The following is a 23,023-nucleotide window of genomic DNA, read 5'->3' on the forward strand; positions in this document are numbered from 1 at the left end:
GGCTAATACACGAGCTCCCAACGGACAGTCACGGCAGCCTCCACCCGGTTCACCCCCGGTTCGATGGCCGGCCCTTCGGCTGCGGACGCCCGCTGCAGCCCGGCAAGCGGAACCGGTCCCGGGGCGGGGCGTGACCCGTCCACGGACAGCACCCGTCCCAGGCGGCCCGAGGCCATCGCGGCATACTGGCCCGCGCTCCGGAGCGCGTCCTGCCACGCAGCCTCCCGGGCTTGTGCCCGAACGGCGGAGTCGTCGGAAAGGACCAGCTGCAGGTTGTTCAGCCGGACGGTGTCCCCGGCTGCCCCGACGGCGGCAGAGATGACGGCGGACGCGCCGGCAAGGTCCCGCAGCCTGACCGACAGGCTGCCGGACGCCACGTAGCCCACGAGTTTCTGGCCCTCGCCGTCCCGCCAGGCGAGGTCGGCGCGGACGGCCAGGCCAGCCGAGCGGATGTCGTCGGGCGCCACACCGCGGGCGCGGAGTGCAGCGCCAACGTCCCGCAGGCCCCCGGAGGCCGCCGCCCAGGCCTCGTCCACTGACGCGGCACGGCACTCCACGCCAACCGCAACAAGCACCAGGTCCGGGGCCGCCTCCGCCCACCCCGTTCCCGTGACCGTGATGGTTCCCCCCTGCCCGGTCGCCATGGAGTCGGGGACCATCACGCTTTCCTTCCTGCCGCCAGCGGGTAGCCGCCGGCCGCCAGCCCCGCCCTGCGTTCAAAGATGTTCGCCGTCCCGGGGTTTCCCGTCCGCAGCATCGACCACGCAGCGGCCAAAAGATAGAGCGGGATAAAAGGCAGGCCCAGGCAGCACGCATACTGGGTGCAATGCCTCTCCTCGTGCTCCAGGAGCGCGGGCCGGGACAGCAGGTCCCCGGCCGGACCGCGGCACAGCACCACATTGCCCAGGGTGTAGGCGTGCGCGAACGGCAGGCGCCAGCGGTACCCGGCGGCGATGATCATTCCGCGCGGGCCGCGGCTGATCCGCGTCCGGGCGGCAAGGGCGACGGCGAGCCCGGCCAGGGTGCTCCCGTTGAGGAGGTTTGCTGCCCGCCTGAGCCGCTGGGCCGTCGTCGGGCCGTGAAGGGAACCCGGCCGCTGCCGCAAAGTCATGAGGCCATGGTAACCGGAGGGTTCAACTAGACTGGAGGGCAGTGGCCGCCGGTCCTGCCGGCGAGCCCTGACCTGGTCATTGAATGACACTGACGTTCAGTGCGTTCATCCATGACCTGCCAGCGGCGGACGCGCCGGGCGGGAAACCGCCCGTGGCTGCCCCCGCCGCCGGCAGCCACGACTCGTAGCTAAGAACAGTAGATGACTGAAACTTTGCCGGGCGCCGCCATCCCGAACCCCACGGATGAGGCCGCCATCAACGCCGCTGTAGATCAGGCCATCACCGCCATCGCCGGTGCGGCCACCCTTGACGAGCTGAAGGCGGTGCGCCTTGCCCACAGCGGCGAGAAGTCCCCGCTCAGCCTGGCGAACCGCGAGATCGGCCGCCTGCCCAAGGACCAGAAGGCGCTCGCCGGAAAGCTGATGGGCGCCTCCCGCGGCCGGGTGAACAAGGCGCTCGCCGAGCGCACCGCGGTGCTGGAGGCTGAAAACGACGCCCGCATCCTGGTGGAGGAGACCGTGGACGTCACGGCCGCGCCGCGCCGCCGCCGTGCCGGTGCCCGCCACCCGCTGTCCACCCTGCAGGACCGCGTGGCCGACATCTTCGTGGGCATGGGCTGGGAGATCGCAGAGGGCCCGGAAGTGGAATCGGAGTGGTTCAACTTCGACGCACTGAACTTCAAGCCGGACCACCCGGCCCGGGAAATGCAGGACACCTTCTTCGTGGAGCCCCCCGAAGCCCACCTGCTGATGCGCACCCACACCTCCCCGGTTCAGGTCCGCTCCATGCTCGAGCGCGAGGTGCCCATCTACGTGCTGTGCCCGGGCAAGGTGTTCCGCACCGACGAGCTGGACGCCACCCACACGCCCGTGTTCCACCAGTTCGAAGGCCTGGCCATCGACAGGAACCTGTCCATGGCGGACCTGCGCGGCACCCTGGAGCACTTCGCCCGGCAGATGTTCGGCGAGGAAGCCCAGATCCGTCTGCGCCCCAACTACTTCCCCTTCACCGAGCCCTCCGCCGAGCTGGACATCTTCCACCCCGGCGCCAAGGGCGGGCCTGCCTGGATCGAGTGGGGCGGCTGCGGCATGGTCAACCCGAACGTCCTGCGCGCCGCCGGCATCGACCCGGACGTCTATTCAGGTTTCGCCTTCGGCATGGGCATCGAGCGCACCCTCATGTTCCGCAATGAAGTGGGGGACATGCGCGACATGATCGAAGGCGATGTACGGTTCAGCGAGCACTTCGGGATGGAGATCTAACAGTGCGTATCCCACTTTCCTGGCTGCGTGAATTCGCGGCAGTACCGGCCGATGCAACAGCCGAAGACGTCATGGCCGAGCTGGTCAAGGTCGGTTTCGAGGAGGAAGCCGTCCACCGTCCCACGGACACCCTGCAGGGCCCCATCGTGGTGGGCCAGGTCCTGAGTTTGGTCAAGGAACCGCAGACCAACGGCAAGACCATCAACTGGTGCCAGGTCCGGGTTGTCCCCGAGGGACAGGAGCAGACCCTGGCCGGCGAGGGCATCGACCCCTCCGGCGTGCAGGGCATCATCTGCGGCGCCCACAACTTCGTGGAAGGCGACAAGGTGGTGGTCACCCTGCCCGGCGCCGTCCTGCCCGGCAACTTCCACATCTCGGCCCGCAAGACCTACGGCCACCTCTCCGCCGGCATGATCGCCTCCGTCCGCGAACTGGGCATCGGCGAAGACCACGACGGCATCCTGGTGCTGTCCCGCATCGGGCTCGACCCCGAGGTGGGCACCGACGCCATGGAGCTGCTGGGCCTGTACGACCAGGCCGCGGAAATCAACGTCACCCCGGACCGCGGCTACGCCTTCTCCATCCGCGGCGTGGCCCGCGAGTACGCGCACGCCACCGGTACCGGCTTCACCGACCCCGCATCCAAGGTCCAGGCGCCTGCGGAACTGTCGGGCGGGTACGGCATCAAGCTCAACGACGACGCCCCCATCTACGGCAAGCCCGGCTGCGACCGCTTCGTGGCCCGGACTGTCCGCGGCGTGGACGCCACCAAGCCCACCCCGCCGTGGATGGTGTCCCGGCTCCGGCTCGCGGGCATCCGCTCCATCTCGCTGCCCGTGGACATTTCCAACTACGTCATGCTTGAGCTGGGACAGCCCACGCACTGCTACGACCTGGACAAACTCTCCGGTGACATCGTGGTGCGGCGTGCGGCGGCAGGGGAAAAGATCACCACCCTGGACGGCAAGGAACGCACCCTTGACGCCGAGGACCTGCTCATCACCGATGACTCCGGCGCCATCGGCATCGCCGGCGTCATGGGCGGCGCGGCAACCGAGGTGGGCGATTCGACGTCGAACATCCTGGTGGAATCCGCGCACTTCGACGAGGTGTCCATCGGCCGCTCACGGCGCCGGCACAAGCTGCCCTCCGAGGCGTCCAAGCGGTTCGAGCGGGGCGTGGACTGGCAGGTGGCCGGCATCGCCGCCCAGCGTGTGGTGGACCTCCTCGTGGAGCTTGCCGGCGGTACGGCCGACGACGCCGGAACCGACGTGGGCACCGCACCGGAAACCGTCAGCATCGAACTGCCCGCAGGCTTCGCCGCCGCACGGATCGGCATCGACTTCACCGGGGAACAGATCGTCACCTCGCTTGAGGACCTGGGCGCCGTTGTGGTGAAGCACGACGCCGGCTGGACGGTAACGCCGCCGAGCTGGCGCAGCGACCTGGAGACCAAGGAAGACCTGACCGAGGAAATTGCCCGGCTGGTGGGATACGACAAGATTCCCGCCACGCTTCCTGTCGCGCCGCCGGGCCGGGGCCTCACCCGCGTCCAGCAGCAGCGCCGCCGCCTCATCCAGGCCCTGGCGGACGCCGGGCTCACCGAGGTCCTGTCCTACCCGTTCGTTTCCAAGGCCGCCAACGACACCTTCGGAACGGCGGACGAGGGTGCAGGCCGCAGTGCCGTCAAGCTGGCCAATCCCATCAGCGAAGAGCAGGGCTACCTGCGCACCTCCATCCTGCCGGGGCTGATCGAGGTGGCCAAGCGGAACCATTCACGCGGCTTCCGGGACCTGGCACTGTTCGAGTCCGGCCTGGTGTTCCTGCCTGCTGAGAAGATGGGCACCGAATCCATTCCGCCGCTGGGCACCAAGCCGGCCGACGAGGTGCTGGATGCGCTGTACGACGGCGTCCCCGAGCAGCCGTTCCACGTTGCCGCGGTCCTCACCGGCCACGATTCACCGGCGGCTGCCGCGCACACGCCGCGGGTATGGGACTGGGCCGACGCCCTGGACTTCGCCCGCCTCGCCGGCGACGTCCTGGGCGTGGAGCTGGTGGTCAGCCAGGGCAGCCACCAGGCGTTCCATCCCGGCCGTGCTGCCCGGCTCTCCCTGCACACAGGCGAAACGGTTGGTTACGCCGGGGAGCTGCACCCCAAGCTGCTCGCCGCCTCGGACATGCCTGCCCGTTCCGTTGCGCTGGAGATCGACGCCGACGCATTGTTCGAGGCAGCACCTGATGTCATCGTGGCGCGGCACATCTCCACGTTCCCGGTGGCAACCCAGGACGTTGCGCTCGTGGTTCCGGCCGAGGTCCCCGCGGACGACGTCCTCGCCGCGCTGCGTGAAGGCGCCGGAGAACTGCTGGAGGACGTGGCCCTGTTCGATGTCTACGCAGGAAAGGGCATCGAGGACGGGAAGAAGTCACTGGCCTTCGGACTGCGGTTCCGCGCCGCCGACCGCACGCTCACCGCTGACGAAGCCTCCGCTGCGCGCGAAAGCGCAGTAGCCCTCGCTGCCGAACGCTTTGGGGCCGTCCAGCGCTAGCTGGCGCTTCCGGAAGCCAAAAGTCCCCGCAACCCTGGGTGGTTGCGGGGACTTTTCCTGTTCGCTGATGAATGCTTGTCAGGGGACCAGGAGGACCTTGCCCGTGGTCTTGCGGCCCTCAAGGTCCCGGTGTGCCCGGGCGGCCTGGCTCAGCGGGTAGCGCGCACCAATCCGGACCTTCAGGCTGCCGTCGGCCGCGGCGGCAAAAATCTCATCGGCGCGCCAGCGCCGCTCGGCGGCGTCCCGCAGGTAATGGCCCATCGTGGGGCGGGTCAGGAACAGCGAGCCGGCGGCATTGAGCCGTTGCGGATCGAACGGCGGCACCGGACCCGAAGCCGCGCCGAACAGGACCAGCATGCCGCGCACCCGCAGCGCAGCCAGCGAGCCGTCGAACGTATCCTTCCCCACGCCGTCGTACACCACATCAACGCCGGTCCCGCCGGTAAGTTCGCGTACATGGTGCGGGAAGCCCTCGTAGCGCAGCACATGGTCCGCCCCGGCCTCCAGGGCAAGGGCTTTCTTTTCATCGTTGGACACCGTGGTGATGACCCTTGCGCCCTTGGCCTTGAGCAGCTGGATCAGGAGGAGCCCAACACCGCCTGCGCCGGCATGCAGCAACACGGTGTGCCCCGGTTCCACCTTGAACGTGGAGTTGATCAGATAGTGGGCGGTGGCACCCTGCAGGGGGAGTGCCGCGGCGGTGAAGACGTCCAGGCCCTTCGGTACGGGCAGTGCCGCATCCTCATCCACGAGCGCGTAGTCGGCATAGCAGTTGATGCCCTCGGCCGTGGCAACGCGGTCACCCACGGCGAAGCCGGTCACACCGTCACCCACGGCCTCCACCGTGCCTGCCGCCTCCGTGCCGGGGACGAAAGGGTAGGGCACCTTGTAGGTGCCGCTGCGCTTGTAGGTGTCAATGAAGTTGACACCGGCCGCCCCCACCTTGAACAGCAACTGGCCCGGCCCGGGAACCGGGATTTCAACCTCGGCATACTCAAGGACTTCCGGTCCGCCTGCCTGCCGTGCGACGATTGCGTGCGTCATGGCTCTCCTTTCGCGGGACCCGGAATCTCCGGCCCCGGCTGCCGGAACCATCGTAGGGACACCAGCGCCCGTTGCGCCAAGAACCACACCCCCTCTCATGCATAAATATCGATAGGTATGCATAACTATTGCTGTATAGTCGAAGCATGACTATTTCTGTTGCGGTCTCGGGAGCCAGTGGCTACGCCGGGGGAGAAGTCCTCCGCCTCCTTGCCGGGCACCCCGGGGTGACCATCGGCGCCATCACCGCCCACAGCAATGCAGGATCCCGGCTCGGTGAACTCCAGCCGCACCTCCACGGACTTGCCAGCCGCATCCTGGAGGACACCACGGTGGAGAATCTCTCAGGCCATGATGTCGTGTTCCTCGCCCTGCCGCACGGAGCCTCCGGGGAAATTGCCGCCCAGCTGCCTGAGGGAACCCTGGTCATCGACGCCGGCGCCGACCACCGCCTGGAGGATCCGGCCGCCTGGGAGAAGTTCTACGGCTCCGCCCACGCCGGCACCTGGCCCTACGGGCTGCCGGAACTGCCCGGCCAGCGGGAGGCCCTCAAAGGTGCCAGGCGCATCGCCGTGCCCGGCTGCTACCCCACGTCTTCCCTCCTGGCCCTGGCGCCAGGGTTCGCCGCCCGCCTCCTGGAGCCCGACGACGTCGTCATCGTTTCCGCGTCCGGCACCTCGGGCGCCGGCAAGGCGGCCAAGGTCAACCTCATCGGCTCCGAAGTGATGGGCTCCATGAGCCCCTACGGTGTGGGCGGCGGACACCGGCACACGCCGGAAATCGAGCAGGGGCTCAGTAACGCCGCCGGCGAAAAGGTCTCCGTCTCCTTCACGCCCACACTGGCGCCGATGAGCCGCGGCATCCTGACCACGGCCACCGCGAAGGTCAAGGCCGGCACCGCGGCGGCCCAGCTGCGGCAGGCCTGGACGGAAGCGTACGACGACGAGCCCTTCGTCCATGTGCTGCCGGAAGGCCAGTGGCCCGCCACCAAGTCCGTCCAGGGATCAAACCATGCGGCCATGCAGCTGGTGTTCGACCCCCACGCAGGGCGTGTCGTCGTCACCTGCGTGATCGACAACCTCACCAAGGGCACCGCCGGCGGCGCCGTACAGTCAATGAACATCGCACTCGGCCTGCCGGAAACCGCCGGCCTCAACCTGCAGGGAGTAGCCCCGTGACCATCACCGCCCCCATGGGATTCCGGGCAGCCGGCGTCACCGCCGGCCTCAAGGCCTCCGGCAACCCGGACCTGGCCCTGGTCGTCAATGACGGCCCCGCCAAGGCCGCCGCCGCCGTCTTCACCAGCAACCGGGTGGCAGCCGCCCCCGTGCATTGGTCCCGCCAGGTGGTCTCCGACGGCCGCGTGGACGCCGTCATCCTCAACTCCGGCGGGGCCAACGCCTGCACCGGACCCACCGGCTTCCAGAACACCCACAGCACCGCGGAAAAAGTCGCCGAGGTCCTGGGCATTTCCGCCACCGACGTCTTCGTCTGCTCCACCGGCCTGATCGGCGAGCAGCTGCCCATGGACAAGATCCTGCCCGGCGTCGAGGCCGCTGCCGCGGCGCTCAGCACTGATGGCGGCCCTGCCGCCGGCACGGCCATCATGACCACCGACAGCGTCCCCAAGTCCGCGCTCTTTATCGGCAGCGACGCCGACGGCCAGGAATTCAGCATCGGCGGCATCGCCAAGGGCGCCGGCATGCTGGCTCCGGGGCTGGCCACCATGCTGGTGGTGCTCACCACCGACGCCGTCGTGGAGCCCGAGATGCTCGACGTCGTGCTCCGCGATGCCACCCGGGTGACCTTCGACCGTGCCGATTCAGACGGCTGCATGTCCACCAATGACACCGTGGTCCTGCTGGCCTCCGGTGCGTCAGGGGCGGTGCCCTCCGCGGAAGCCTTTGGCGCCGGCCTCACGCAGGTCTGTGCGGAGCTGGCACGGAAACTGATTGCGGACGCCGAAGGCGCCAGCCATGACATCGCCATCCGCACGTTCAATGCCGCCAGCGAAGCCGACGCCGAAACCGTCAGCCGCTCCGTGGCCCGCTCCAACCTGTTCAAGGCCGCCATCTTCGGCAAGGACCCCAATTGGGGCCGCGTCCTGTCGGCCGTAGGCACCACGGATGCGGCCTTCGAGCCCGACAAGCTCAACGTGGCCATGAACGGCGTCCAGATCTGCCGCAACGGCAGCATCGGCGACGACCGCGGCCTGGTGGACCTGGAGCCCCGCGAAGTGCTGGTGGAGATCGACCTGCAGGCAGGCGATGCGGAAGCCACCATCTGGACCAACGACCTCACCCACGACTACGTCCACGAAAACAGCGCCTACTCCAGCTAGGAGCGCGCGCCCAAGGCACAGCCCGCTGTGGAAAGTGAACTCATGAACACCCAGACACGCGAAAACACCAGCATGTCCGCCGCGCAGGACAAGGCGGCCACCCTGATCGAGGCGCTGCCCTGGATTCAGCGGTTCGCGGGCACCACGATGGTGATCAAGTACGGCGGCAACGCCATGGTCAACGACGAGCTGCGGCGTGCCTTCGCCGAGGACATCGTCTTCCTTCACCACGTGGGCATCCATCCCGTGGTGGTCCACGGCGGCGGTCCCCAGATCAACTCCATGCTGGGCCGGCTAGGCATCGAATCCGAGTTCAAGGGCGGCCTGCGCGTCACCACTCCCGAGGCCATGGAGGTGGTCCGCATGGTCCTCACCGGCCAGGTGGGACGCGAACTGGTGGGCCTCATCAACTCCCACGGCCCCTACGCGGTGGGCATGTCCGGCGAGGACGGCGGCCTCCTGCGCGCCGTCCGCACCGGGACCGTGGTGGACGGCGAGGAAGTGGACCTCGGGCTGGTGGGCGAGGTGGTCGGCGTCGACCCCGCAGGCATTGTGGACATCCTCGACGCCGGGCGCATCCCGGTGATCTCCACCGTGGCCCCGGAAATTGTGGACGGCGGCGACGGCGTGGCCGGGACCGCCCGGTTCCAGCCCACCGGGCAGGTCCTGAACGTCAACGCGGACACCGCAGCGGCCGCCGTCGCGTCCGCCCTCGGCGCCTCCAAGCTGGTCATCCTGACCGACGTCGAAGGCCTTTATGCCAACTGGCCCGACAAGTCATCCCTGATTTCCTCGCTCACGGCGTCGGAGCTGCGGGAGATGCTGCCCAGGCTCGAATCCGGGATGATCCCGAAGATGGCCGCCTGCCTCAAGGCCATCGACGAGGGCGTGGAACGCGCCCATATCGTGGATGGGCGCCTGGCCCACTCCATGCTTTTGGAAACTTTTACGACGGCGGGCATCGGCACCCAGGTGGTCCCCGACGAGGAGAGCAACTCATGAACAAGGACACCCCGGTGGTTGAGTCCATCGAAACCCCGGTCACGGAGCTCGTGGAGACCACCGGCCACGCCGGATCCGAGTGGCTGTCCCGCTACTCCAGCTCGCTCATGAACGTGTTCGGCGCGCCGCAGCGGGTACTGGTCCGCGGTGCCGGCTGCCTGGTGTGGGACGCCGACGGCAAGGAGTACCTCGACCTGCTGGGCGGCATCGCCGTCAACGCCCTGGGCCACGCCCACCCCTTCGTGACGTCTGTGATCGCAAGCCAGCTGGCCACCCTGGGCCATGTGTCCAACTTCTTCACCAGCCCCACCCAGGTGGCGCTGGCCGAGAAGCTCCTTTCGCTGGCCAACGCCCCGGCCGGGTCCAAGGTGTTCTTCAGCAACTCCGGCACCGAAGCGAATGAGGCCGCCTTCAAGCTTGCCCGCGTGAACACCGGCGGGGGCGGCACGAAGCGGACCAAAATCATTGCCCTCGAGGGCGCCTTCCACGGCCGGACCATGGGCGCCCTGGCGCTCACGGCCAAGGAGGCCTACCGGGCACCGTTCGAGCCGCTCCCCGGCGGCGTGGAGCACATCCCGTTCGGGGACATTGAGGCGCTCAAGGCCGCGGTGGACGAGACCGTGGCGGCGGTTTTCCTCGAGCCAATCCAGGGTGAAGCGGGTGTACGGCCGCTTTCGGCGGAGTACCTCCGGGCTGCCCGGGAGCTGACTGCCAGGACCGGCGCCCTGCTCATCCTGGACGAGGTCCAGACCGGCATTGGCCGGACCGGCAAGTGGCTGGCCAGCGAAGATGCCGGGATCGTCCCCGACGCCGTCACGCTCGCCAAGGGGCTGGGCGGCGGGTTCCCCATTGGTGCCCTGATCACCTTTGGCACGCAGGTGTCGTCGCTGCTGTCCCCAGGCCAGCACGGCACCACCTTCGGCGGAAACCCGGTGGCGACCGCCGCGGCCCTGGCAACCCTGCATGCGTTGGAGAGCCAGAACGTGCTCGCGAACGTGGTGGCGGTGGGGGAGCACCTACGCTCCGGGCTGGCCGCCATCCCTGGCGTCACCGAGGTCAGGGGCGAAGGACTCCTGATCGGCTTCGATCTGGACGCCGACGTCGCCCCCGCCGCGGTGCAGGCCGCCCTGGACGCGGGCTTCATTATCAACAGCCCCGGCCCGCGCACCATCCGCCTGGCACCGCCGCTGATCCTCACCAAGGCCCAAGCCGATACCTTCCTCGCCGCTTTCCCGGCAATCCTCCAGACCGCTAAGGACGCCCAGTGACTACCGCAACCCGGCACTTCCTCAAGGACACCGACCTCAGCCCCGCCGAACAGGCGGAAGTCCTGGAACTCGCAACCCGCATGAAGGCTGCCCCCTACAGCGTCCAGCCGTTCGCGGCGGAGGGCAACGGCCGCAAGACCGTGGCCGTGATCTTCGACAAGACGTCAACCCGGACCCGTGTCTCTTTTGCCACCGGGATCGCGGACATGGGCGGCAATGCGCTGGTCATCAACCCGGGTGAGGCGCAGATCGGCCACAAGGAATCCGTGGAAGACACCGCGAAGGTCCTGGAACGGATGGTCTCCACGATCGTGTGGCGCACCGGCGCGCACGCAGGCCTGGTGGCCATGGCGGCCAACTCAAAGGTGCCGGTCATCAACGCCCTGTGCGACGACTACCACCCGTGCCAGCTCCTGGCGGACCTGCTGACCGTCAAGGAGCACAAGGGCGCACTCAAGGGGCTCACCATGAGCTACCTCGGCGACGCCGCCAACAACATGGCCAACTCGTACCTGCTGGCCGGCGTCACCGCCGGCATGCATGTCCGGATCGCCGGCCCTGAAGGCTACCTCCCCTCGGCGGAGATCGTTGCGGCGGCGAAGGAGCGTGCTGCCGAAACCGGCGGCTCCGTACTCATCACCTCTGACGCCAAGGAAGCCCTGCAGGGGGCCGACGTCGTGGCCACCGATACCTGGGTGTCCATGGGGCAGGAAGCCGAGAAGGAAGCCCGGATGCAGCTTTTCCGGGAGTACTCCGTGGACTCCGGTGCCATGGCACTCGCTGCGGATGACGCCGTCGTACTCCACTGCCTGCCCGCCTACCGGGGCTACGAAATCTCAGCCGAGGTGATTGACGGCCCGCAGTCCATCGTCTGGGACGAGGCGGAAAACCGCCTGCACGCCCAGAAGGCGCTGATGGCCTGGCTGATGCACCGGTCCGGCCTTGCGTACGTCGAAGGCCTGTCGCCGGTGGAAGGCACCGGAGAGAGCACCTTCTAGTGTCCGCCCAGCCTTCCTCACCGGGCACCAGCCCGGCCACCAAGACCGCCCGGCAGGCCCGCATCACCGCGATCCTCACCGGGCAGTCCGTGCGTTCCCAGGCTGAACTGGCGGCGCTGCTTGCGGACGACGGCGTACAGGTCACCCAGGCCACGCTGTCCCGCGACCTGGTGGAACTGGGCGCCGTCCGCGTCCGCGGCAAGGAAGGCGTCCTAGTCTATGCGGTACCCGGTGAGGGCGGCGAACGGGCTGCCAAAAGCGGCGTCACCCAGGAAATCCTCGACGCCCGGCTGGCCCGGCTCTGCAGCGAACTGCTGGTCACAGCCGAAGCCTCGGCCAACATCGCGGTCCTGAGGACACCACCCGGCGCGGCGAATTTCCTGGCCCTGGCCATCGACCATTCCGTCATGCCGTCCATCCTGGGCACTATCGCCGGTGACGACACCGTCCTGCTGGTGTCACGCGATCCGCTCGGCGGCCCGGACCTCGCTGCCCGCTTCCTGCAAATGGCCGAGGAAGCCGGGCAATAAGCTTGAAGACAATCAACCACCAAACCCCAACAAGGAGCATCTAAAGTGACTGAACGCATTGTGCTGGCCTACTCCGGCGGCCTGGACACCTCCGTCGCCATCGGCTGGATCGGTGAAGCCACCGGTGCCGAGGTCATCGCCGTGGCGGTCGACGTCGGACAGGGCGGCGAATCGCTGGAAACCATCCGCCAGCGCGCCCTCGGCTGCGGCGCCGTGGAAGCCTACGTCGCCGACGCCTCGGACGAGTTCGCCAACGAGTACTGCGTCCCCACCCTGAAGGCCAACGCCCTCTACCAGGGCCACTACCCGCTGGTCTCCGCCATCTCACGCCCGGTCATCGTCAAGCACCTGGTGAAGGCTGCCCGCGAATTCGGCGCCACCACCGTGGCCCACGGTTGCACGGGCAAGGGCAACGACCAGGTCCGCTTCGAAGTGGGCATCCAGACCCTGGGCCCGGACCTGAAGTGCATCGCACCGGTCCGTGACCTCGCCCTGACCCGCGACAAGGCCATCGCCTTCGCCGAGGAAAAGGGACTGCCCATCGAGACCACCAAGAAGAACCCGTACTCGATCGACCAGAACGTCTGGGGCCGCGCCGTCGAAACCGGCTACCTCGAGGACATCTGGAACGCCCCCACCAAGGACATCTACGACTACACCGCCACGCCGGAATTCCCGCCGGCACCGGATGAGGTCATCATCTCCTTCGAAGCCGGCGTTCCGGTGGCGATCGACGGCGTCAAGGTCACTCCGCTGCAGGCCATCAAGGAACTCAACCGCCGCGCGGGCGCGCAGGGCGTGGGCCGCATCGACGTTGTTGAGGACCGCCTGGTGGGCATCAAGTCCCGTGAGATCTATGAAGCACCCGGCGCCATGGCGCTGATCACCGCCCACAAGCACCTCGAGGACATCACCATCGAGCGCGAGCAGGCCCGCTTCAAGGCCACCGTGGGCCAGCGCTGGGCCGAGCTGGTCTACGACGGCCAGTGGTTCTCCCCGCTGAAGCGCTCCCTGGACGCCTTCATCGAGGACACGCAGAAGTACGTCTCCGGCGACATCCGCATGACCCTGCACGGCGGCCAGGCCATCGTCAACGGCCGCCGCTCCGAGACCTCGCTGTACGACTTCTCGCTGGCCACCTACGACACCGGTGACACCTTTGACCAGTCCATGGCCAAGGGCTTCATCGAGCTGTGGGGCATGTCCGCCAAGGTTGCCTCCGGCCGCGACATCCGGGTCGCAGGGAAGTAGCCCCTGTGGCTGAGCAAAAGACCGAAGCCACGAATGCGGGAGCGTTGTGGGGCGGCCGGTTCGCCGGCGGCCCCGCCGACGCCCTGGCGGCACTGAGCAAGTCCACGCACTTCGACTGGCGGCTGGCGCGCTACGACATCGCCGGTTCCAAGGCGCATGCCCGCGTGCTGCACAAGGCCGGGCTGCTGGACGACGCCGAACTGGAAGGCATGCTCGCGGCCCTGACGCAGCTGGACGAGGACGTGGCATCCGGCGCCTACCTGCCGGCGGCGTCCGATGAGGACGTGCACGGTTCGCTGGAGCGTGGCCTGATCGAGCGTGCCGGCGCCCACCTGGGCGGCAAGCTCCGGGCCGGCCGGTCCCGCAACGACCAGGTGGCAACCCTGGGCCGTATGTTCCTGCGTGACCACGCCCGGATCATCGCCCGCGGTGTCCTGGCCACCGTGGACGCGCTCGTGGAGCAGGCCAAGGCCCACCATGGCGTGGCCATGCCGGGACGGACGCACCTGCAGCACGCGCAGCCGGTCCTGCTCAGCCACCACCTGCTGGCCCATGCCTGGGCCCTGCTGCGCGATGTGCAGCGGCTGCAGGACTGGGACAAGCGCGCCGGCGTCTCGCCGTATGGCTCCGGCGCCCTGGCCGGTTCCTCGCTGGGGCTGGACCCGGAAGCGGTGGCGGCCGACCTTGGGTTCTTCTCCGCCGTGCACAACTCGATCGACGGCACCGCCTCCCGCGACGTCTTCGCCGAGTTCGCCTGGGTCTGCTCGATGATCGGCGTGGACCTGTCCCGGATCTCAGAGGAAGTCATCTTCTGGGCCACCAAGGAGTTCTCCTTCGTCACGCTGCATGACTCCTACTCCACGGGGTCCTCGATCATGCCGCAGAAGAAGAACCCGGACGTCGCCGAGCTGGCCCGCGGCAAGGCAGGGCGTTTGATCGGCAACCTGACCGGGCTGCTGGCCACGCTCAAGGGCCTGCCGCTGGCGTACAACCGCGACCTGCAGGAGGACAAGGAACCGGTGTTCGACGCCGCCGACACCCTGGAGCTGCTGCTCCCGGCCGTGTCCGGGATGATCGCCACCCTGACCTTCAACACCGAGCGGATGGAGTCGCTGGCCCCGCAGGGCTTCGCGCTGGCCACGGACATCGCCGAATGGCTGGTCCGCCAGGGCGTGCCGTTCCGCGAGGCTCATGAACTGTCCGGTGCCGCCGTCAAGCAGGCGGAGTCCCGCGGCGTGGAGCTGTGGGACCTCACGGACGAAGAGTACGCCGCCATCTCGGCGCACCTGACCCCCGAGGTCCGGTCCGTGCTCTCCACCGAAGGATCGCTCAACAGCCGCAACTCTCAGGGCGGCACGGCACCGGCCGCCGTCGAACGCCAGCTCACCGCGCTGGAAGCCGAGCTTGCAGCCGTCCGGGAGTACGCCGGCTAGGACAGCCGCTCACTTCCTGCACGTTGTTGGGAAACGCCCGCTCACTTCCTTCACGGAAGTGGGCGGGCGTCGGCGTTTTGAGTGCAGAACGTGGGCAGGCGTTGAGGGTTGAGGACCGTTGACCCGCCGCTAGGCTGGGTCCATGAGCGAAACGTTCCGCAAGTTCCTTCGCACCCTGCCCGACTTCCCGTCCGACCTGCCCGGCTTCGAGCCGGAGAACGCGCCGCAGGATCCGGCGCTGCTTTTCAAGCAGTGGCTGGATGAGGCCCTGGACGCGGGGGAGCAGCAGCCGCACGCCTTCAGCCTGGCCACGGTGGGCACGGCTGGCGGCGCGGGCCCGCAGCCGTCCTCGCGGATGCTCATCCTGAAAAACATTGACGACGACGGCTGGCACTTCGCCACGTCCCGCACCTCCCGCAAGGGCCGGGAGCTTGCGGCCGCGCCCAGGGCCGCGATGAACTTCTACTGGCCCGCCCTGGGCCGGCAGGTCCGGCTGGCCGGCAGCGTGGCCGAATTGTCCGCGGAGGCCTCCAGCATGGACTGGCACGAACGGCCGCGCGCGGACGGCAGCGACAACCCGAACTGGCAGCTCTACGCGCTGCAGCCCGTCGAGATCGAGTTCTGGCAGGCCAGCAACGACGGCCGGCATGTCCGCCACCGCGTCGGGCCGGACGGAACGCCGCTTGAATAGGCCCCGGGCCAGCCGGCTGCTCCGCTAGGCTGGCCGGATGACCTCACCATCCCCCGACGTCCTCCTCGCTGAACTGCACAAGGCAGCCGATGCGCTGTCCGCCGCCATGGAGCGCATCCCCGATGGCGGCGACAAGGCGCCGTCAACCCTTCCCGGGTGGAGCCGCGGCCACCTGCTGGCCCACATCGCCGGCATCTGCGACGCCCTCGCCCGCCAGGTGGAGTACGGCCGCCAGGGCGAAAAGGTGGAGCTGTACGACGGCGGCGCGGAGGGGCGCAACCGCGCCATCGATCTCGCGGCAGGCCACAGCCTTGCCCAGCACAGGAACGACGTAACCACCGCGCTGCACCGGGTACTGGCCGCCTTCGACGCGCTGGACCGGAACGGGTGGCAGACTCCCATCGCGTTCCGCGACGGCGTGATTTTCGACGCCGGGCTGGCGCTCTGGCGGGAACTCGTCATCCACACCGCCGATTTGGACGCCGGCACCGGACCTGAGGTCTGGAACAGGGACTTCTGCTCCCACCTCTTCGACTTCCTGGCCGCCCGCGTTCCCGTGGAAACCCGGCTCGTCCTGCAGCCAGTGGCACTTCCCCCGCTGGCCCTCGGCTCGGGCGGCAGCACCGTCGTCGTCAGCGGCATGATTACCGACATCGCCGCGTGGCTCGCGGGGCGGCAGCCATCGCTGGACAGCCTCCGCGCCACCGCCGCCGGGGACGGCACCGACCTCCCGGCCCTGCTGCCGTGGCCGTCAGCGATGCCGGAACCCGGGAAGTAACCAGGCGGCCTCGCGGGCCAGCAGGCTCTCCTTGACCCGCAGGCCCCAACGGAAACCACCCAGCGAGCCGTCGGTCCGGATCACCCGGTGGCAGGGAACGAACAGGGCCGCCGCGTTGAAGGCGCAGGCACTGGCGGCAGCCCGGACCGCCTTCGGATTCCCTGCAAGCGCGGCATACTCGCTGTAGGTGACGGGGGCGCCGGGCTTGACCTGGCGGAGGACATCCCAGGCGTGCGCCCGGAACGGGCCGGACCGCTGGCGGACGGGCACCGCCATGGCCGGAGCAGGGTCGCCCGCATAGAAGGCTTCGACGGCGGCTGAGATTCCGCCAAGGTCCGCCACCTCTTCCACGGCATCGGGACGCAGCGCGGGATGGACCTGTCCGGCCAGTTCGGGGAGGCCGGCCGTCCAGCCCGAGGCGAGAACCACGCCCTCCGTGGCAAGGATGGTGAACGGGCCGTCCGGCGTGGACAGCTGCAGGAGTTGGGCTTTCATGGCATCCCTTTCACGGGAACGGCTGGTGTGGGGGCGGGCTTGGCGGCGGCCCGCCAGAGGTGCATGGTGGCGTAGGAACGCCACGGGCTGGTTTCCCGGAAGTCCGGGCTGAGGGCGTTGCCACCATTATCAAGGGCTCGGATCCCGTTCCGCACCGCGGCGTCATTGGCGAGGAAAATGTCCGGGGCGCCCAGGACCCGCATGGCCACGTAGCCAACGGTCCAGGGTCCTACGCCTGGCAGGGGGAGCAGCGCGGCGGTGAGGCCCGGAAGGTCGTCACCGTACCCGAACTCCAGGTGCCCCGACGCCATGGCCGAGGCCGCATGGAGCAGTGACTCCGTCCGCCGCTTCGGGCCGCTGAGCAGGTGTCCGGCGGCCGCCGTTTGGGCAGGAGTGGGAAACAGCCGCTCCAGGCCTTCGCCGGGTGTGCTGCTGGGGCTGCCGGCCGCGGACAGCCGGGTCAGTGCGGTGCGGGCCGCCGCCACCGTGACCTGCTGGCCCACCATGGCCCGGACCAGGAGTTCCTGCGGATCCACTGCTCCCGGCATCCGCATCCCCGGTGCCGCGGCAACGGAGGCAGCCAGCCGGGGGTCGGCGCCGAGCGTGCCGTCGATCGCGCCGGGGTCGGCGTCGAGGTCGAAGAGCCGCCGCACCCGGCTGAGCAGGGCGGGTAGGTCGCGGAGGTCCACCGCGCCGACGGTGAGGGTCAACGGCCGTTCCCGGGCGCCGGCGTCGTACTCCACCCGGAAGCGCGCGTCGCCGTGGGGCAGCCGCAGGGTGCGCGCGTAGGAGGTGGCCGTGCCTTCCTCGATCCCGGGGATGGCACGCACGGCAAGGAAGGTGAAGATGCCGGAATCGAAGGGTGGCCGGTAGGGCAGGCCCAGCACCAGTGCAGTCGTGCCTGCCGCCGCAGCGCCGCCGGCAGCGCCATGCCGGACCGTGTTGCGCAGTGCCGTGGGCGTCATGTCGAACACCTCGGCGATGGTGTCGTTGAATTGCCGCACGCTGCTGAAGCCGGCGGCGAAGGCGATGTCGGCCAGCTTCATGCCCGTGGACACCAGCAGCGTCCGGGCCGTCTGCGCCCGTGCAGCACGGGCCAGCGCCAAGGGACCTGCACCGAGCTCCTGCCCCAGGATCCGGTTGAGCTGGCGCGGCGAGTACCCCAGGCGGGCGGCGAGGCCCGCCACCCCGTCCCGGTTGATCACGCCGTCGTTGATCAGGCGCATGGCCCGGCCTGCAATGTCCTGCCGCACGTTCCAGGCCGGGGTGCCCGGAACCGCCTCCGGCAGGCAGCGCTTGCAGGCGCGGTAGCCGGCCTCATGGGCCGCGGCGGACGTCTCGTAGAACGTCACGTTGGACGGTTTGGGGGTCCGGGCCGGGCAGGAGGGGCGGCAGTAGATTCCCGTGGTGCGGACGGCGGTGAAGAACTGGCCGTCGAACCGGGGGTCGCGGGCATCGATTGCCCGGTAGCGCTGCCAGAAGTCCATTCCTCCATCCTGCCAGCCGACGCGCACTGCTTCTAGCGGAAATCGGACAGGGCCGTGAACGTCCGGAACCGGGCGCCGGGCGCCGATTCTGCAGGCGGATGAAAACCCCGGCATCCGGGTAAGGTCTACGAATGAACCAGAGCATGCCGGCCCGGGAGCAGCTTCGTGACCTGCTGTCCGGGGATGCCCGCGAGCTTGCCCCGCAATTGCTGGGCGCCGTGTTGACCCACGAGTCCCGCGACGGAGCCGTATCCGTCAGGCTGACCGAGGTGGAGGCCTACATGGGACCGGAGGACTCCCTGCACCCCGACCCCGGCTCGCACACCTACCGCGGCCCCACACCCCGCAATGCGCCGATGTTCGGCCCGGCCGGGCACCTTTACGTCTACTTCACCTACGGCATGCACCACTGCACCAACATCGTGTGCGGGCCGGCCGGCGTCGCGTCCGCCCTGCTGCTGCGGGCGGGGGAGATCGTGGACGGCATCGGGCTGGCACAACGGCGCCGCCCGACGTCGAAAAGCCCCGCCGACCTGGCCAGCGGGCCGGCCCGCCTGGCCAAGGCGCTGGGATTGACGACGGCGGACAGCGGCCGCGACGCCCTGGCGCCACCCTTCGCGCTGGAACTTCCCTCCGGCACCCCCGGGCCGGTCAGTTCCGGTCCGCGGGTGGGCGTGGCCGGCGCCGGCGGATCAGAGGAATACGCGTGGCGGTTCTGGCTCACCGGCGACCCGACCGTCTCCAAGTACAAGGCGGCCAAGCCCCGGATCCGGAAGCAGTCCGTCGGTCCGCTGCCTCCTGCAACGTTTCACCGGCGTTAAGGGAAATGGTTGTAGAATGGACGGTCTGTCTTTCGCGATAGGGGAACGTTGATGCACGACGCCGAATTGGCCCACGAACGGGAGTATGTAGCCGGCCTGTATGCCCGGCTGGAGGAACTCCGGGAGGAAAAGCGCCGCCAGCTGGCACAGGTGCGGCGCGCCGGAGCCGTGGGCACCATGCAGAACGTTTCGGAACGTGATGCGTTCGCTGCACTGTATGAAGACCGCCTGGCCCAGCTGGACGCCGTCGATGACCGGCTGGTGTTCGGCCGCCTGGACCTGGACTCCGGTGAAGCCCAGTACATCGGCCGTATCGGGCTGACCACCGAGGACCTGCAGCGGCTGATGGTGGACTGGCGTGCCCCCGAGGCCGGCCACTTCTACCAGGCCACGGCCTTCGACCGGCAGGGCGTCCGCCGCCGCCGGCACCTGATCCTGCAGGGGCGTGACGTCAAAGCCATCGAGGATGACGTCCTGGACGCGGACATGCTGACCGAGGATGAGTCGCTGCAGGGCGAGGGCGCCCTGCTGGCCGCACTGAACTCCAAGCGCACCGGCCGCATGTCGGACATCGTCAGCACCATCCAGTCCGAACAGGACCGCATCATCCGGTCCTCCATCTCCGGTGCCGTCGTGGTCCAGGGCGGCCCTGGCACGGGAAAAACGGCCGTGGCCCTGCACCGTGCCGCCTACCTGCTGTACACCCACCGTGACCGGCTCAAGAGTGCCGGCGTGCTGCTGGTGGGACCGTCGTCGTCGTTCATGAAATACATCGAGCGGGTGCTGCCCTCCCTGGGCGAGACGGGCGTGGTCATGGCCAGCCTGGGCCGCCTGATGCCCGGCATCAACGCAGTCCCCGAAGCCGACGCGGATGTTGCCGCCATCAAGGGGCGCCTGGACATGGCTGCCATCGTGGCCAACGCCGTCTCCAACCGGATGCGCGTCCCGGCGCAGAACCGGATCCTTGAGGTGGACGGGCGCAAGCTCACCCTGACGCCCCGGCAGGTACGGCGCGCCCGCGAACGGGCGCGCGCCACCGGCAAGCCGTACAACGAGGCCCGCGTGACGTTCGTGAAGATCCTGCTGCGCGAACTGACCGAACAGATGACCGAACTCGTCGAAGCCGGCAACCTCGGCAACAACGCAGACCGTTCCTACCTGGCCGAGGACGTCCGCACTGCACGCGATGTGCGGATCGCGCTGAATTTGTGCTGGATGCCCATGACCCCGGAGAAGCTGATCACTGATCTGTTCAGCAAGCCGGAAATCCTCGAGTTCTGCACCCCCAACCTGACGCCCGCCGAACGGGCACTGCTGCAGCGTCCCGCCGATGCCCCGTGGACCGAGTCCGACGTCCCGCTGCTGGACGAAGCAGCCGAACTGCTCGGTGAACTGGACCCCGCTGCAGGGCGGGGGCTGGCGCAGCAGGAACACGACCGTGCCCGGGACCTGGCCAATGCCAAGCAAACCCTGGTGAACATGCAGGCGGCCGGCGTGGACCCGCTGATGTCTGCAGAGGAGCTTGCCGAGCAGAACCAGGAGCAGGAAGCACGCCTGACCGCGGCCGAGCGCGCCACCAGCGACCGCACGTGGGCCTTTGGGCACATCGTGGTGGACGAGGCGCAGGAGCTTTCGCCCATGCAGTGGCGGCTGCTGGTCCGCCGCTGCCCGCTGAAGTCCTTCACCATCGTGGGGGATATTGCGCAGACCAGTTCCGTGGCCGGCGCCAACTCCTGGCAGGGGGCGCTGGGGCCCATGTTCGGGGACCGCTGGCAGCTGGAGGAGCTCACCGTCAACTACCGCACGCCCTCGCAGATCGCCGAAGCTGCCGTCCGGATGGCCAACGCAGCGGGCCTGGTGGTCTCCGCGCCCAAGGCAGTCCGGGAAGGGCGCTGGGCACCGATCATCGACGAAGTGGCGGACGGCGGGATCGTGGACCGGCTGGTGGAGGTGCTGCCGGAGGAACTTGAAGCGCTCGACGGCGGCCTGCTCGCCGTGATTGCCGACGGTGACCTCCTGCCTGCGGCCACTGCCGCGCTGCGTGGGGTGTACGGGTGCAGGATCGGGACGGGCGCCGGCAGTTACGAGCAGGACATCGTGGTCATCAGCCCCCGGGAGGCGAAGGGCCTGGAGTTCGACGGCGTCGTGGTCCTGGAGCCGTCCGTGATGCTCAACCATGAACACGGCAAGGTGGGGGACCTGTATGTGGCGATGACCCGCGCCACGCAGCGCTTGCGGCTGATTGCCTCTCAGCCGGTGCCCGCCGGGATCGCCGGCTGACGGGGCCTCGGGCCTTACTGCTAACTTAGGAAGCGTGCCAGAACTGAACAACCTCGAACCGCAGCGCAACGATCCCACATTCGCCAACATTTGGCAGGAACTGAAGTGGCGTGGGCTGGTCCATGTCTCCACCGACGAAGCGGAGCTTGAAAAGCTCCTCGCCGACGGGCCGGTCACGTACTATTGCGGCTTCGACCCCACCGCGCCCAGCTTGCACCTGGGGAACCTGGTGCAGCTGCTGGTGATGCGGCGGCTCCAGCTGGCCGGACACAAGCCGCTGGGGCTGGTGGGCGGCTCCACCGGCATGATCGGCGACCCCCGGCCGACGGCGGAACGTACCTTGAACACCAAGGGCACGGTGGCGGAGTGGGTTGGCTACCTGCAGGCCCAGGTCAGCCGCTTCCTTAGCTTCGAGGGCGACAACGCCGCCAGGATCGTCAACAACCTGGACTGGACCGCGCCGCTGAGCGCCATCGATTTCCTGCGTGAAGTGGGCAAGCACTTCCGGGTGGGGACCATGCTGCGCAAGGATGCGGTGGCATCACGCCTGAACTCCGAGGAAGGTATCAGCTACACGGAGTTCAGCTACCAGATCCTGCAGGGCATGGACTACCTGCAGCTGTACCGTGACTACGGCTGCGTGCTGCAGACCGGCGGCTCGGACCAGTGGGGCAACCTGACCAGCGGTACGGAACTGATCCGCAAGGTGGAGGGCAAGAGCGTCCACGCCCTTGGCACGCCGCTGATCACCAACTCGGACGGGACCAAGTTCGGCAAGAGCGAGGGCAACGCCATCTGGCTGGACGCAGGCATGTGCAGCCCCTACGCCTTCTACCAGTTCTGGCTTAACACGGCCGACGCTGACGTGGTGGACCGGCTCAAGGTGTTCACCTTCCTGACACGCGCCGAGATCGACGAGCTCGCGGTGTCGGTGGCCGAGCGTCCGTTCGCCCGTGAAGGGCAGCGGAAGCTGGCGTTCGAAGTGACCTCCCTGGTGCACGGTGTGGAAGCGACCGAAAAGGTCATCGCCGCTTCGGCTGCGCTGTTCGGGAACGGTGACCTGTCCACCCTGGACAAGGCAACGCTGCAGGCGGCCACTTCCGAACTTCCTTCCACCACTGTGCAGGTGGATGAGATGGGGATCGTGGACCTGCTGGTTGCCTCCGGCCTTTCCGAAAGCAAGTCCGCCGCCCGCCGCACGGTGGGTGAGGGCGGGGCCTACGTGAACAACGAGAAAGTCTCGGATCCTGACGCTGTGATCTCCGAGTCGGAGCTCCTGCATGGCCAGTACCTCCTCCTGCGCAGGGGGAAGAAGAACCTTGCCACCGTGGAAGTGCTGGTTCCCTAGCACCTTCAATAGCTTCATGCACGCCTTTCGGCAGCCGATTTGCACGGCTGTCGGAGGGCGTGTATTGTTTTCTGAGTCGCCGCCGCTGAGTGGTGACAAACCCCCAACTGATATTGAGAAGCAATTCTCGGCCATGCGGTGCATGGAACGAAGAATGCTTCTCATTCTGCTGGGCGGATTCATTCCACTGGGTGAATTCCGGGAAAACAACCGGATTTGCAAAAGTGAATATGAATGAAATAAGATAAAAACATCGCAGCGAAGAAATACGGAATAGAAATTCTTCTAAGAATTGATTCCGGTGAGTATTCGAATTGTGTCTGTTGTTTGAGAACT

Annotated in this window: 20 protein-coding genes; 15 read left to right on the forward strand and 5 right to left on the reverse strand. The window is 68.2% G+C overall.

The features are described 5' to 3' along the window. Positions 1 to 2: 2 nt before the first annotated feature. Both RM50_RS17510 and RM50_RS17515 read right to left on the reverse strand, forming a co-directional pair. Positions 3 to 659, reverse strand: coding sequence for an SIMPL domain-containing protein (locus tag RM50_RS17510; RefSeq protein ID WP_052260329.1), 657 nt, complete (start codon positions 657 to 659; stop codon positions 3 to 5). Next, a complete protein-coding gene (locus RM50_RS17515; protein WP_052260330.1) occupies positions 659 to 1,111 on the reverse strand; it encodes a hypothetical protein in 453 nt (150 codons plus the stop codon). The genes RM50_RS17510 and RM50_RS17515 overlap by 1 nt, the downstream gene beginning before the upstream one ends. 201 nt (positions 1,112 to 1,312) lie before the next feature. On the opposite strand from RM50_RS17515, the gene pheS reads away from it, so the two are divergent. Further along, positions 1,313 to 2,374, forward strand: a complete 1,062-nt coding sequence (gene pheS, locus RM50_RS17520; RefSeq protein WP_043455274.1) for a phenylalanine--tRNA ligase subunit alpha — start codon at positions 1,313 to 1,315, stop codon at positions 2,372 to 2,374. Between the two features lie 2 nt (positions 2,375 to 2,376). Further along, positions 2,377 to 4,920 (forward strand): phenylalanine--tRNA ligase subunit beta, encoded by a 2,544-nt coding sequence (gene pheT / locus RM50_RS17525; RefSeq protein WP_043455277.1) that lies wholly within the window; start codon positions 2,377 to 2,379, stop codon positions 4,918 to 4,920. 78 nt (positions 4,921 to 4,998) lie between these two features. Here the strand turns inward: pheT and RM50_RS17530 are convergent, their stop codons facing one another. Then, positions 4,999 to 5,964, reverse strand: a complete 966-nt coding sequence (locus RM50_RS17530) for a quinone oxidoreductase family protein (RefSeq protein WP_043455279.1) — start codon at positions 5,962 to 5,964, stop codon at positions 4,999 to 5,001. Positions 5,965 to 6,110: 146 nt separating this feature from the next. On the opposite strand from RM50_RS17530, the gene argC reads away from it, so the two are divergent. From argC to RM50_RS17580, 10 genes are all read left to right on the forward strand, one after another. Beyond that, positions 6,111 to 7,142: an N-acetyl-gamma-glutamyl-phosphate reductase gene (argC, locus tag RM50_RS17535; protein ID WP_043455282.1), complete on the forward strand. Its 1,032-nt coding sequence runs from the start codon at positions 6,111 to 6,113 to the stop codon at positions 7,140 to 7,142. Next, positions 7,139 to 8,305, forward strand: a complete 1,167-nt coding sequence (gene argJ / locus RM50_RS17540) for a bifunctional glutamate N-acetyltransferase/amino-acid acetyltransferase ArgJ (protein WP_043455284.1) — start codon at positions 7,139 to 7,141, stop codon at positions 8,303 to 8,305. Before argC ends, argJ begins: the two co-directional genes overlap by 4 nt. Positions 8,306 to 8,347: 42 nt before the next feature. Next, positions 8,348 to 9,307 carry an acetylglutamate kinase gene (gene argB / locus RM50_RS17545; RefSeq protein ID WP_043455329.1) on the forward strand — a complete coding sequence of 320 codons (960 nt, stop codon included), beginning with the start codon at positions 8,348 to 8,350 and terminating at the stop codon, positions 9,305 to 9,307. Beyond that, on the forward strand, positions 9,304 to 10,575 hold the full coding sequence (locus RM50_RS17550; protein ID WP_043455285.1) for an acetylornithine transaminase: 1,272 nt from the start codon (positions 9,304 to 9,306) through the stop codon (positions 10,573 to 10,575). Before argB ends, RM50_RS17550 begins: the two co-directional genes overlap by 4 nt. Further along, positions 10,572 to 11,573 carry an ornithine carbamoyltransferase gene (argF, locus tag RM50_RS17555; protein ID WP_043455286.1) on the forward strand — a complete coding sequence of 334 codons (1,002 nt, stop codon included), beginning with the start codon at positions 10,572 to 10,574 and terminating at the stop codon, positions 11,571 to 11,573. The genes RM50_RS17550 and argF overlap by 4 nt, the downstream gene beginning before the upstream one ends. Beyond that, entirely contained in the window at positions 11,573 to 12,103 is a 531-nt protein-coding gene (locus RM50_RS17560; protein WP_018771558.1) for an arginine repressor, read from the forward strand. The genes argF and RM50_RS17560 overlap by 1 nt, the downstream gene beginning before the upstream one ends. A 45-nt stretch (positions 12,104 to 12,148) precedes the next feature. Beyond that, on the forward strand, positions 12,149 to 13,354 hold the full coding sequence (locus tag RM50_RS17565; RefSeq protein WP_043455287.1) for an argininosuccinate synthase: 1,206 nt from the start codon (positions 12,149 to 12,151) through the stop codon (positions 13,352 to 13,354). Positions 13,355 to 13,359: 5 nt separating this feature from the next. Beyond that, a complete protein-coding gene (argH, locus tag RM50_RS17570; protein WP_156133908.1) occupies positions 13,360 to 14,787 on the forward strand; it encodes an argininosuccinate lyase in 1,428 nt (475 codons plus the stop codon). A 142-nt stretch (positions 14,788 to 14,929) separates the two neighbouring features. Further along, positions 14,930 to 15,478 (forward strand): pyridoxine/pyridoxamine 5'-phosphate oxidase, encoded by a 549-nt coding sequence (locus tag RM50_RS17575; protein ID WP_043455290.1) that lies wholly within the window; start codon positions 14,930 to 14,932, stop codon positions 15,476 to 15,478. 37 nt (positions 15,479 to 15,515) lie between these two features. Then, on the forward strand, positions 15,516 to 16,256 hold the full coding sequence (locus RM50_RS17580; protein ID WP_043455292.1) for a maleylpyruvate isomerase family mycothiol-dependent enzyme: 741 nt from the start codon (positions 15,516 to 15,518) through the stop codon (positions 16,254 to 16,256). Here RM50_RS17580 and RM50_RS17585 read toward each other — a convergent pair. Together RM50_RS17585 and RM50_RS17590 are read right to left on the reverse strand one after the other, a co-directional pair. Beyond that, positions 16,230 to 16,751 (reverse strand): methylated-DNA--[protein]-cysteine S-methyltransferase, encoded by a 522-nt coding sequence (locus tag RM50_RS17585; RefSeq protein WP_043455294.1) that lies wholly within the window; start codon positions 16,749 to 16,751, stop codon positions 16,230 to 16,232. The genes RM50_RS17580 and RM50_RS17585 overlap by 27 nt on opposite strands. Further along, positions 16,748 to 18,238, reverse strand: coding sequence for an AlkA N-terminal domain-containing protein (locus tag RM50_RS17590; protein WP_043455297.1), 1,491 nt, complete (start codon positions 18,236 to 18,238; stop codon positions 16,748 to 16,750). The genes RM50_RS17585 and RM50_RS17590 overlap by 4 nt, the downstream gene beginning before the upstream one ends. 131 nt (positions 18,239 to 18,369) lie before the next feature. Between RM50_RS17590 and RM50_RS17595 the strand changes: the two genes are divergently transcribed. The 3 genes from RM50_RS17595 to tyrS are packed head-to-tail and all read left to right on the forward strand — an operon-like array spanning position 18,370 to position 22,687. Continuing rightward, the gene (locus RM50_RS17595; protein ID WP_043455298.1) at positions 18,370 to 19,059 is read left to right on the forward strand and encodes a DNA-3-methyladenine glycosylase; all 690 of its coding nucleotides are present in this window, start codon (positions 18,370 to 18,372) and stop codon (positions 19,057 to 19,059) included. Between the two features lie 51 nt (positions 19,060 to 19,110). Next, positions 19,111 to 21,339, forward strand: a complete 2,229-nt coding sequence (locus tag RM50_RS17600) for a HelD family protein (protein ID WP_043455301.1) — start codon at positions 19,111 to 19,113, stop codon at positions 21,337 to 21,339. A gap of 34 nt (positions 21,340 to 21,373) precedes the next feature. Then, positions 21,374 to 22,687 carry a tyrosine--tRNA ligase gene (gene tyrS / locus RM50_RS17605; protein ID WP_043455304.1) on the forward strand — a complete coding sequence of 438 codons (1,314 nt, stop codon included), beginning with the start codon at positions 21,374 to 21,376 and terminating at the stop codon, positions 22,685 to 22,687. Positions 22,688 to 23,023: the final 336 nt, after the last annotated feature.

It is taken from the genome of Pseudarthrobacter phenanthrenivorans, assembly GCF_000813845.1.
GTDB classification, from domain to species: Bacteria; Actinomycetota; Actinomycetes; order Actinomycetales; family Micrococcaceae; genus Arthrobacter; species Arthrobacter phenanthrenivorans_B.

Coding starts and splice junctions, on each gene's coding strand:
- RM50_RS17510 (WP_052260329.1), bottom strand. CDS start 659: ATGGTCCCCGACTCCATGGCGACCGGGCAGGGGGGAACCATCACGGTC.
- pheS (WP_043455274.1), top strand. CDS start 1,313: ATGACTGAAACTTTGCCGGGCGCCGCCATCCCGAACCCCACGGATGAG.
- RM50_RS17530 (WP_043455279.1), bottom strand. CDS start 5,964: ATGACGCACGCAATCGTCGCACGGCAGGCAGGCGGACCGGAAGTCCTT.
- RM50_RS17590 (WP_043455297.1), bottom strand. CDS start 18,238: ATGGACTTCTGGCAGCGCTACCGGGCAATCGATGCCCGCGACCCCCGG.
- RM50_RS17595 (WP_043455298.1), top strand. CDS start 18,370: ATGAACCAGAGCATGCCGGCCCGGGAGCAGCTTCGTGACCTGCTGTCC.
- argB (WP_043455329.1), top strand. CDS start 8,348: ATGAACACCCAGACACGCGAAAACACCAGCATGTCCGCCGCGCAGGAC.
- RM50_RS17600 (WP_043455301.1), top strand. CDS start 19,111: ATGCACGACGCCGAATTGGCCCACGAACGGGAGTATGTAGCCGGCCTG.
- RM50_RS17580 (WP_043455292.1), top strand. CDS start 15,516: ATGACCTCACCATCCCCCGACGTCCTCCTCGCTGAACTGCACAAGGCA.
- RM50_RS17585 (WP_043455294.1), bottom strand. CDS start 16,751: ATGAAAGCCCAACTCCTGCAGCTGTCCACGCCGGACGGCCCGTTCACC.
- RM50_RS17575 (WP_043455290.1), top strand. CDS start 14,930: ATGAGCGAAACGTTCCGCAAGTTCCTTCGCACCCTGCCCGACTTCCCG.
- RM50_RS17515 (WP_052260330.1), bottom strand. CDS start 1,111: ATGACTTTGCGGCAGCGGCCGGGTTCCCTTCACGGCCCGACGACGGCC.
- argC (WP_043455282.1), top strand. CDS start 6,111: ATGACTATTTCTGTTGCGGTCTCGGGAGCCAGTGGCTACGCCGGGGGA.
- RM50_RS17550 (WP_043455285.1), top strand. CDS start 9,304: ATGAACAAGGACACCCCGGTGGTTGAGTCCATCGAAACCCCGGTCACG.